Below are 945 nucleotides of genomic sequence, written 5' to 3'. Positions count from 1 at the left end.
CGCCGCCGCGAGGGCCGCCGCCCCGAACGCGGTGCCCGGCCCGGCGCCGAACGGGTCGTCGCGCAGCTCCTCGGCGATCTCGTCCCGCACCACCACCCGGGACGGATCGATGTCGGGCCGGCCGCGCAGCGCCTCCGCCACCCGTGCCGACGCGCCCGGCGCGGTCGCCAGCCACCACTCGTTCGGCAGCACGTTCTCCCCCTGACGCGCCTGGACCATCCGGTTGACGGACCGCAGGTCGACGAGCAGGGCCCCGCCGTCGTCCTTCCCGCCGACCGGTGTGGACGGCAGCTCCCGCACCGCCCTCACCAGCCGCAGCGGCACGGTGACCCCGCCCATCCGCACGTCCACCCGCTGCCCCGCCCGCGCGCCCGTGGAGGCGAGGTAGCGGTCCGTCGCCACGGCGGCGACCTCGGACGACGGCGGCTGCGGCACCTGGAGGCCGACGGTGAGCGGCGAGGGCCGCCAGCCCAGGTCCGCCGGGAGGTGGCCGGTGCCGTAGACGACGGTCGTCGGGTCGCCGGAGACCACGCGGGGCCGGTCCGGGCCGGTCTTCCCACCGGGGGAGGACACCCCGCCGTCGGTACGGACGGACAGCTTCCACTCGTCCGGCAGCGACAGTTCCCGCTCCAGGCCGCCGGCGTCCGTGGCGGTCAGCGCCGCCAGGGTGAGGCGGTGCCGCTCGCCCTTCCCGACCGGCTGGACCATTCCCAGCCGGAGCCCGGTCAGCGTCAGCGCGCCCATCGGCGCCTCGGTGACCGCCGCGAGGTCGAAGACGAGGTCGTGGGGGCGTCCGTCGGCGCGCAGCCCGCCGAGGCCGAGCGTGTACGGGGTGCCGTAGGAGTCCTCCACGGTGGCGGTGACGTCGACCGAGGCCCCCGCGTCCGCGCCCCGCAGCGCCGCCGTCAGCGCCAGCCGCGCGGTGCCCGCCGGCACGCGGACGCC

General features: G+C 78.1%; 1 protein-coding gene. It reads right to left on the bottom strand.

Features of this window, described 5'->3' with window-relative positions:
• Window positions 1–945 (bottom strand): hypothetical protein (locus tag B7767_RS40585; RefSeq protein WP_085576280.1); only part of this gene is annotated, 945 nt, incomplete at both ends.

The sequence above is a fragment of the Streptomyces sp. 13-12-16 genome, from assembly GCF_002114215.1.
Classification (GTDB): domain Bacteria; phylum Actinomycetota; class Actinomycetes; order Streptomycetales; family Streptomycetaceae; genus Streptomyces.
The sequence above is the reverse complement of the archived record's forward strand: the minus strand, read 5'-3'. Positions and strand labels throughout refer to the sequence as shown.